Source organism: Amycolatopsis echigonensis, assembly GCF_014174495.1.
GTDB lineage: Bacteria > Actinomycetota > Actinomycetes > Mycobacteriales > Pseudonocardiaceae > Amycolatopsis > Amycolatopsis echigonensis.
Genome location: NZ_JACJHR010000037.1, coordinates 74,453 through 83,096 on the forward strand (window position 1 = coordinate 74,453; position 8,644 = coordinate 83,096).

The window sequence follows — 8,644 nt, forward strand, 5'->3', positions numbered from 1 at the left end:
CTCCTACTGAGTCAGCCAGGCGGGCAGGAAGTGTTCTTCGAGCCAGCGAGTGGTCACCGGGCCTTCGGCGAACGCGGGATCGGCGAGGATGGCGCGGTGGACGTCCACGGTGGTGGAAATCCCTTCCGCTCCGGTGCGGTCGAGCACGCGGCGCATCAACGCCACCGCCGCGGGCCGGTCGGCCGCGTGCACGATCACCTTCGCCACCAGCGAGTCGTACCAAGGCGCCACGACCGCACCGTCGTGCGCGTAGGTGTCGACCCGGACCCCGGCGCCCTGCGGGACCGTCCACTTCTCGATCCGCCCCGGAGTGGGGAGGAAGTCCGCGCGGGGGTTCTCGGCGTTGATGCGGCACTCGATCGCGTGGCCGTCGAGCCGCACGTCTTCCTGCCGGAACGACAAGGGTTTCCCCTGGGCGATCCGGAGCTGCTCCCGCACGATGTCGATCCCCGTGATCATCTCGGTGATCGGATGCTCCACCTGGACGCGTGCGTTGACCTCGAGGAAGACGAACCGGTGAGTCTTGACGTCCACCAGGAACTCCACGGTGCCCGCGCCGACGTAGCCGAGAGCCCGGCACAGTTCGACCGCCGAGGTGCGGATCTTCTCGGCGAGTTCCTCCGGCAGGCCCGCCCCGGGCGCCTCTTCGATGATTTTCTGGTAGCGGCGCTGGGTCGAGCAGTCCCGCTCGCCCAGATGACAGACCGTGCCGTGCGTGTCGGCGAGGATCTGCACCTCGACGTGGCGCGCCTGCTCGATGTACGGCTCGAGGTATACGGTGCCGTCCCCGAAGGCGCGCTCGGCTTCGGTGGACGACCGCGAGAAGCCGGCTCGCAGGTCTTCCTCGCCGCGCACGATCGTCATGCCGCGGCCCCCGCCCCCGGCAGATGCCTTGAGCAGCAACGGAAAATTGTCCAGCTTCTCCGCGGCCCGCACCGCGTCCTCGACGTCGACCAGCCCCGGCGTGCCCTTCCCGGTGGGAATGCCTGCCTGCTCGGCGACCTCCCGGGCGCCGAGCTTGGAACCCGCCCGGCGCATGATGTCCGCGGGCGGCCCCACGTAAGCGATTTTGTTCTCTTCGCAGGCGTCGACCAGTTCCGGGCGCTCGGACAGAAAGCCGTATCCAGGATGCAGAGCATCGCATTCGGCGTGCAGCGCGGCCGCGACCACGCGATCGACCGACAAGTAGCTCTCCGACGCCGAGGCGGGCCCGATCACCACCACCCGGTCGGCCAGCCTGGCCGCGAGCGAGTCAGTGTCGGCCGCCGAGACGGCGAGCACGCTTTCGATGCCTTCGTCGAAGCAAGCTCGCACGATCCGGACGGCGATCTCGCCGCGATTGGCGATGAGCAGTCGGCGCATTTCAGTTCTCCGGGCGAATGGTGACGAGCGGCGTGCCGTACTCGACCGCACCCGCGTTTTCCACGTGCACCGCCGTCACCGTGCCCGCCACGTCGGCAGTCACGTTGCTCATCAGCTTCATCACTTCCACGATGCCGATCGTGTCGCCCGCCGCCACCTTCGAACCCACTTCCACGAACGGCGGCGCTCCCGGCTCCGGCGCACGCCAGAACACGCCCACGCTCGGCGCCGTGATGACATGGCCTCCCTCAGCGGGAACCTCGGGCTCGGACACCGGAGCAGGAGCCGCCTGAGGCGCGGCCAGCGCGGCCGGAGGCGGCGGCACGGGAGCCGCGGCCGGGGCCGGCGGAGGAGCCGGCACGGCCGCGGGCGCGGCGGGGGCACCCAGGCTCGCTCCGTTGCGGGCGACCGCGACGCGAACGTCGCCGACGACGACTTCGGCCTCGTCCCACTCGGAGTCCTGCAGCGTCGCGACGATGATCTTGATGTCCGCAGGAGAGAGCGTCATTGTTCCGTCCTTCTCGAATCAAACGATCGGTTGGTTGATAGTACGATCCAAGACCGCCCCACCGCAAGGCGCCCAAGCCGGAACAGCCGCCTGAGGCCGAGCTGGCAGCAGGTGGGAGCCACGATTTCCCGCCGCCCGCCAGCCCGCTCGAACGAGCCTCGTGCCCTCGAGGCTACCAAACACTTGGTTGACTCAGCAGCGCCGACGCGGCCTCAGGCGGGCCCGAGACCCGCTCGGCGGCCCCCTCATCCGCCCCGGAATTTCCGGAAGGCACCCGCCGACGCGCGGCGAACTCGCGACGAGCGCCCGGCGATGGGACGCGGATCTGCCAGCGAACCAACCTGCCGGCTGTTAGATTCAGCGGGTGACGCAAGCCCAGCACCCTTCGCGCCCGGCGGCCCGCTCGTGACCCGCCGCCGCAACCGTGACGACGAGGTGCTCACCGTCGCGATGAAAGTCTTTTACGAGAGGGGATATCTCGCGGCCTCGCTCCAGGACGTCGCCGACGCCGTGGGAATCAAGAAGGGCAGCCTGTACTACTACATGTCCTCCAAGGAGGAAATGCTCTTCCGCATCTTCCAGCAGGCCCACGACGAGTCCACCGCGATCATGGCCGAGGTCGACGCCCTCGGGCTGCCGGTTCAGGAGAAGCTGCGGGAGTACGTGCGCAGGCTGATCGTCTGGTACCTCGCCAACCGGGAACGGGCGAACCTCTACTTCACCGAATGGCATCATCTGACCGGCGAGTACGCGGAGACCGTGCGCCAGCATCGGCGCTTTTTCGAAAGCTACGTGCGCAAGATGATCGTAACCGCGCACGAACTCGGTCTTACCAAGCCCGGCATGGACCTGAAGGTCGTCTCGTTCTTCGTGCTCTCGGCGGTCACCAGCGTCCCGACCTGGTACCGCCCTGGCGGATCGTGGTCCCCGCACACGGTCGCCGAGCAGACCGCGGACCTCGCCTGCACGGCCGTCTTCGGCGAGATCGCCGCGGCCCCCTGAGGGCGTGCCGGGCCGCCGATCGACGACCCGGCACGTGCGGCTCAGCCGACCAGCCGGTCCGTCAAGGCACCGACCGCGGTCGTGGACATCCCGTGTTCGGTCAGCCACTGTGCTGCCCCGCCGCGGCCGCGCAGCTTGGCCAGGAACGCGGACATGGTCGGCGCGTCCGAGCGGTACATCTCCTCCGGCAAGCGCGCCGTGTTGGCGGCGTAGGTCGGGCTAGCCCGCAACGCGGCCATGATCTGCTTCATCGCCGCGGTCGTACGCGCGAAATCAGCGACGATGTCCTCCTCGCGCACGCCCACCGCCTCGAGGATCATGGCGATGACCACACCCGTCCGGTCCTTCCCCGCCCGGCAATGCACCACCACCGCGCCCTCCGCCCCGGACGCGACGGTCTCCACCGCTCCGACCACACTCGGCGCGTAGTCGTCGAGGTACTCCAGATAGCGCGCAGCGAGACGCTCGCCGGTGGGCGCCGCCTCGATCGCGGTACCCGGACCGCCGGCGATCGGGAAGTGGTGCACCCGAGCGGCGGGCGAGAAGCCGGCATGCCAGCCCTCCGCGTCCAATTCGCGCCGGGACCGCAGATCGATCACGTCGGCGACCCTGTATTCGGCGGTCAGCAACCGCACGTCCGCGTCGTCGGCCAGGTGCGGGTTGTCCGAGCGGTACAGCACACCTCGGCGGATCTCCCGGCCGTCCCCGGTCCGGAGTCCGCCGAGATCGCGGAAGTTGACCAGCGACCGCACCGCTTGAGCGTCAGTCATCTTCGAGCACCACGCTCACCCGGCCGGTGTCCCCGTTGACGGTGATGGTCGCTCCGTCGGGAATCTTCTGCATCGCGCCCGGCAGGTTCACCGCGGGCAAGCCGTATTCGCGCGAGAGGCAGGCCCCGTGGGAAAGCATCCCGCCCGCCTCCAGGATCAACCCGGAGATCAAGCCGAACACCGGCGTCCAGCCGGGGTCGGTGGAGTTGCAGACCAGGATTTCCCCGCGCTGGACGCGGCCGATGTCCCGCAGGTCGCCGACGATTCGCGCCGTGCCGGTCACCGAACCGCGGCTCATGCCCACGCCCGCGAAAGTTCCCTCCAAGCCGGTGTCCGTTCCGTCGTCGACCTCCATCGGCACGTTGCCGCGCAGGTAGCCCGGCGGCACCTCCGACCTGGCGACGAACTTGTCGAACACCGTGCGCCGGTTGCGCACTTTCGCCCGCAGCAACTTGCCGGGCAACCGGCCGTCCAGCAGGTCGTACAGCTCGTATTCGGCCAAGTGGTAGAAGTCGTCCGGCTCGTCGATCAGGTTCCGCTCGTGCAGCCGTCGCCCGAGTTCGGCGAAGGCCCGCTTCTTACCCATCGTGATGGCGTCCGCGAACGGCCGCTCGTCGTCGCGCAGGACCAGGAAGCGGTGGATGTAGTCCAGCACGGCCTTGAACAATTCGGCCCGGACCGACCCGAACGGCTTGGCCCGGATGCGCTCGATCACCTCCGCGGTGACCTCCTCGCGCTTGGCGACCAGCCGGTGCTCGTTGTCGACCGGCGACGGCGAATCCGCCGCCACCAGGGACCGGAGGCTCCGGAAATCGATGTCGGGATCCTCCGAACGGCGCGGGTACCACAGGTCCCGGTCCTGGTGCCCGCGATGACCGTGCGCGGCCATGAACTCGTCGTAGCGCGAGCAGAAGGTCACCCCCTCCGGTTCCTCCCGCACCGCGGCGAAGAACTCCGCCCCGTTCGCGCTCTTCTCGAGCAATGCGACCACAGTGGACGATCGCTTCAGCTCGGCGGCCAGCTCCCACAGATCGACCTGTTCCTGCAGCATCGCGGTGCGTTTCGGCAGCCCGCTGATGAGGTCCTGGAAGACATAAGCGTTGTCGCCGTCGTACCACGCCGCGAGCAGTTCGCGCAGAACGGCGAACGCGGTAGAGGCGTACACGTGGAACGCCGGGCGAAGGATCGTGAGGTAGTCCTCGAACAGCTTGATCTTGCGCGCGATTTCCTTGCGCAGCTCGTGGTCGGACAACCGGCGCAGCTCTTCGGCCGACGGCGAATTCGCCTCCGCCGTGCGGTCCTCGATGAACCGGTACACCGATTTGATCGTGCGCAGCGGCCCGTGGTCGGTGGTGAGCGCGCGAACGCGCGCGTACATCCGGGCCGCCTTGGCGGGATCGAACCGCGCAGTGCCCGCCTCCTCTCGCCAGTCCGGCGGAAGGTTGTCCAGCGAATGCTTGCGCAGCTGAGCGGGCAGCAGGTTGCGGTAGTAGATCCGGTCGGCGTCCGAACTGAAATAGACCGTGTTCCGGCGGTACTTGAACCGCCGCATCTTCGCGAGATCTTCGAAGCCCCACAACGTAAACAGGCGCTCGTCGCTGTTGCGCAGCTCCCGGCCGCGCACCGAGTAGAACAGCGGGGTCACCGCTCCCGTCCAGAATGCTTCGGCCCAGGTGTGCGACCACACCGTGGCCTCGTCGTCCGGCGCGCTCTGCCAGGACTCGATGTCCTCTTCCCAGAGGAAACCGGCACCGGTGATGTCCCGCGACTGCAAAATAAACAGCTCGCCGTCGCTCACCGCCCACTCGATGTCCTGCGGGATGCCGTCGCACAGCTCCAGGATCCGCCGGCCCTGGACGCCGAGTTCGGCCGCGGCCGCGTCGTCGAGACAACGCCGGCCCGCGTCCTGTGCCGTGGTCTCGGTCTTGCTCGTACCGCTTCCCGCCGTTGCCCGGTCGATGCGCCACTGCTTAGACCCCACGGTCGACCGCTTCACCGCCAGCGTTCCCGCGTCCAAGATCAGCTCGTCCGGGGTCACGATGCCGGAAGCGATCGACTACCCCAGGCCCCAACTCGCGTTGATGACGTACTCGTCGGTGCGCTCCGTGAGCGGGTTCGCCGTGAACAGCACCCCAGCGGTCTCCGCCGCGACCATCTGCTGCACCACCACTGCGACCTCAGCGTCGCGGTGGTCGAAGCCCAGCCGCTTGCGGTAGGCCGCGCATCGCGGCGTCCACAGCGACGCCCAGCAGCGCCGCACCGCGTCGACCACGTCTTCGGCGCCTTTGATGTCGAGATACGAGTCGTAAAGGCCGGCGAAAGACGCGTCTCCCATGTCCTCGGCCGTACCGGACGACCGCACCGCGACGTAGACCTCTTCGCCCGCGCCGAGGCCTGAGTAGGCCTTCGCGATTCTTTCGTCGAGGCCGCCCGGCAACGCACCTGAGGCGATTCGCTCCTGGATCTGCCGGGTGGCCGCGGTCAGGGCTTCCGCGTCCTCGTGGTCCACCTCGCGGACCAGCCCGTCGATGATGTCCGAAAGCCCGTTCTCCGCAACGAAATCGCGGTAGGAGGCGGTGGTGACCACGAACCCGGGCGGAACGCGGACACCGGCGGCGGCGAGCCGCACCAGTCCCAGTCCCTTTCCCCCGATCACCGCGCGGTCCGGCGTGCCCGGGTCGGTGAAGGCGTGGATGTAGGTCATCGCGTGCTTCCTCCTTGACGGCGTCGTGATGTCGCTGCGGCGGCACTGGGCGCGCTCTGCACAGGTGCGGCCAGAACGGAGTCGCGGCACCGGGAGAGGGCCGCGAGGCGCTGCCCGCGGCGCTGGTGAACGGTGTGGTGCGCGAAACTCTACCTGCCGGTCGGAAGGTGTCAAGGCTCTCACCGCTGCCCGCAAAAAGGGCGGTTCTGTGCCTGGTTTTTCAGTCCTGCTTGTTGCTATGCGGGGTGCACCGAGTTAGCCTGCCAATCGGTCGGTTGGTTGATGCCCGGGCGACCGGACCGACCCCGGAAGAGAGGTGCCTATGCGCGGAGCGGGCAGCGACGAGGCGACCGCGGACGGCACCTGGACCGAGGAAAGACACGGACCGGTTGTCCTGGCCAGGTGGTCGCGACCGCCGATGAACTACTTCACGGATGCCGGACTGGCCGGGCTCTCGGCCGGTCTCGACCGCTGGGAGGCAGAGGGCATCGGCGCGCTGGTGCTGGCCGGCGGCGTTCCCGGACGGTTCATCACGCATTTCGACGTCGACGAAGTCCTCAATGGACAGCGCGCGATGGATCCGGTCACCGCGCCTCGGCGCAGCACGGTCGCGCAGGCCCTGACGCTCCGGCTGCACTCCCTCCCCTTTCCGGTGCTCGCCGCGCTCAACGGCGACGCGATGGGCTGGGGGTTCGAGCTGGCGCTGGCGGCCGACGCGCGCGTCGGCGAACGAGGCGACCACCGGTACGGCCTGGTAGAGGTGCGCTTGGGCATCGTGCCGGGTGCGGGCGGCCTGACCCGGATGGCCCGGCTCGCCGGAACGGGGCGTGCTTTGCTGCACGGCCTGTCCGCGCGGCCGATCTCTCCCGAAGAAGCGCACGGACTCGGACTCGTCGAAGAACTCGCCGACGATTCCGTTGCCGCCGCGCTGGCCCACGCGCAGCGCATCGCGGCCATGCCGAGAACCGCCGTCGCGATGGCGAAAAGACTGGTGCACCGAGGTGCGGACCTGCCGCTGCGAGCCGCTCTCGACCAAGAGGCGGACTGTGCGTTCCGCGCGAAGCTCAGGGCCGATTCGGCGGCCGCCCTCACCGCGTACCGCCAAGTCCCGCCAGCGGACCGGAGGAATTGGCTCGAAGCCGATCCCCGCCGCGTCTGAACACCGACCGATATCCGATGCAGATCAACGAGGAGTGCCCATGACCGAACCACAATCGTTCCAGGACCGCGTCGTCGTGGTCACCGGCGCGGGGCGCGGCCTCGGCCGGGAACACGCGCTCGCCTTCGCCCGCCGCGGCGCCAACGTCGTCGTGAACGACCTCGGCGTCGCCTCCGACGGCGACGGCAACGACGTCTCGGTAGCCCAGTCCGTCGTCGACGAAATCGCCGCGCTCGGCGGGAAAGCCGTCGCTGACACGCACAGCGTCGCCGACTCCGCGGGCGCGGCCGCGGTGATCGACACCGCGGTGCGGGAATTCGGTCGCGTCGACGTTCTGGTCAACAACGCCGGCATCATTTCCTACGCCGCCTTCGAAGACCTGACTGACGAGCAGTGGGACCGCATGCTCGCGGTCACCCTGAACGGCGCCTACCACATGTCCAAAGCCGTCTGGCCGCTCTTCACGCGCCAGGGCGGCGGCCGCATCGTGAACACCACCTCCAACGCCGGTTTCGCCGGTTCGCCGACACTGAGCCATTACGGCAGCGCCAAACTCGCCGTCGCCGCGCTGACGAAGAACCTCGCGCTGGAGGGAGCCGAGCACGGGATCGTGGTCAACGCGATCGCACCGATGGCGGTCACGCGGATGAACCGGGACGCGTTCTTCGGCGGATCCGAGGTGGAACAGGACAACTGGCAAGACGATCTGCGCAGCGGACGCGTCCCGATGGGCCCGCCTTCGATCGTGTCCCCCACCGTTTTGTGGCTGAGCCACCCGGACACCGACGTCACCGGGCAGATCTTCAGCACGTCGTCGGGCAAGGTGGCGCGGGTGGCGTTCGTGGTCGGCGAAGGGTATTTCAATCCCGACCACACGATGGAGGACTTGCAGCAGCACCGCAACGAGATCATGGAACTGGGCAAGTATCTCGATCCGAGCGACACCGGCGCGGAACTGGCCGTGATCCCGCCGCTGTTCCAGTCCTCGTAGCGAACGACTCAGGTGGGGCCGCATCGCGCCGGATGCGGTAGCGACTACTCCTGCGTTCCTCGGCCGGTCCGTGGTCTTCTCGTTCCATGAGCACGAACACGAACGGCAGCGCGGTGCTGCCGGCACGCGGACCGGTCGAGGCGAAAAG

The 8,644-nt window shown here is 68.5% G+C and carries 7 protein-coding genes and 1 pseudogene; 3 read left to right on the forward strand and 5 right to left on the reverse strand.

Annotation, left to right across the window (positions count from 1 at the left end; genetic code table 11):
* Window positions 1-3: 3 nt before the first annotated feature.
* Window positions 4-1,362 carry an acetyl-CoA carboxylase biotin carboxylase subunit gene (locus H5411_RS24885; protein WP_183125192.1) on the reverse strand — a complete coding sequence of 453 codons (1,359 nt, stop codon included), beginning with the start codon at window positions 1,360-1,362 and terminating at the stop codon, window positions 4-6.
* A 1-nt stretch (window position 1,363) separates the two neighbouring features.
* Window positions 1,364-1,870, reverse strand: a complete 507-nt coding sequence (gene accB / locus H5411_RS24890) for an acetyl-CoA carboxylase biotin carboxyl carrier protein (protein ID WP_183125193.1) — start codon at window positions 1,868-1,870, stop codon at window positions 1,364-1,366.
* A 405-nt stretch (window positions 1,871-2,275) separates the two neighbouring features.
* Between accB and H5411_RS24895 the strand changes: the two genes are divergently transcribed.
* Window positions 2,276-2,872, forward strand: coding sequence for a TetR/AcrR family transcriptional regulator (locus H5411_RS24895; RefSeq protein ID WP_183125194.1), 597 nt, complete (start codon window positions 2,276-2,278; stop codon window positions 2,870-2,872).
* Window positions 2,873-2,913: 41 nt separating this feature from the next.
* Here H5411_RS24895 and H5411_RS24900 read toward each other — a convergent pair whose 3' ends face one another.
* The 3 genes and pseudogenes from H5411_RS24900 to H5411_RS24910 all read right to left on the reverse strand — a co-directional run.
* Window positions 2,914-3,642, reverse strand: a complete 729-nt coding sequence (locus tag H5411_RS24900; protein WP_183125195.1) for a tyrosine-protein phosphatase — start codon at window positions 3,640-3,642, stop codon at window positions 2,914-2,916.
* Complete coding sequence (locus H5411_RS49020) at window positions 3,635-5,194, reverse strand: PEP-utilizing enzyme (protein ID WP_312878607.1); 1,560 nt, start codon at window positions 5,192-5,194, stop codon at window positions 3,635-3,637. Before H5411_RS49020 ends, H5411_RS24900 begins: the two co-directional genes overlap by 8 nt.
* A 210-nt stretch (window positions 5,195-5,404) precedes the next feature.
* Window positions 5,405-6,346: pseudogene (locus H5411_RS24910) on the reverse strand (PEP/pyruvate-binding domain-containing protein); the annotation flags it as partial.
* 322 nt (window positions 6,347-6,668) lie between these two features.
* Here H5411_RS24910 and H5411_RS24915 point away from each other — a divergent pair.
* Both H5411_RS24915 and H5411_RS24920 read left to right on the forward strand, forming a co-directional pair.
* Window positions 6,669-7,505, forward strand: coding sequence for an enoyl-CoA hydratase/isomerase family protein (locus H5411_RS24915; protein WP_183125198.1), 837 nt, complete (start codon window positions 6,669-6,671; stop codon window positions 7,503-7,505).
* Window positions 7,506-7,545: 40 nt separating this feature from the next.
* A complete protein-coding gene (locus H5411_RS24920) occupies window positions 7,546-8,496 on the forward strand; it encodes an SDR family NAD(P)-dependent oxidoreductase (RefSeq protein WP_183125199.1) in 951 nt (316 codons plus the stop codon).
* Window positions 8,497-8,644: the final 148 nt, after the last annotated feature.

Excerpts from the sequence above, each read along its gene's own strand:
- H5411_RS24885 (WP_183125192.1), bottom strand. The coding sequence starts at position 1,362 with ATGCGCCGACTGCTCATCGCCAATCGCGGCGAGATCGCCGTCCGGATC.
- H5411_RS24900 (WP_183125195.1), bottom strand. The coding sequence starts at position 3,642 with ATGACTGACGCTCAAGCGGTGCGGTCGCTGGTCAACTTCCGCGATCTC.
- H5411_RS24920 (WP_183125199.1), top strand. The coding sequence starts at position 7,546 with ATGACCGAACCACAATCGTTCCAGGACCGCGTCGTCGTGGTCACCGGC.
- accB (WP_183125193.1), bottom strand. The coding sequence starts at position 1,870 with ATGACGCTCTCTCCTGCGGACATCAAGATCATCGTCGCGACGCTGCAG.
- H5411_RS49020 (WP_312878607.1), bottom strand. The coding sequence starts at position 5,194 with ATGCGGCGGTTCAAGTACCGCCGGAACACGGTCTATTTCAGTTCGGAC.
- H5411_RS24915 (WP_183125198.1), top strand. The coding sequence starts at position 6,669 with ATGCGCGGAGCGGGCAGCGACGAGGCGACCGCGGACGGCACCTGGACC.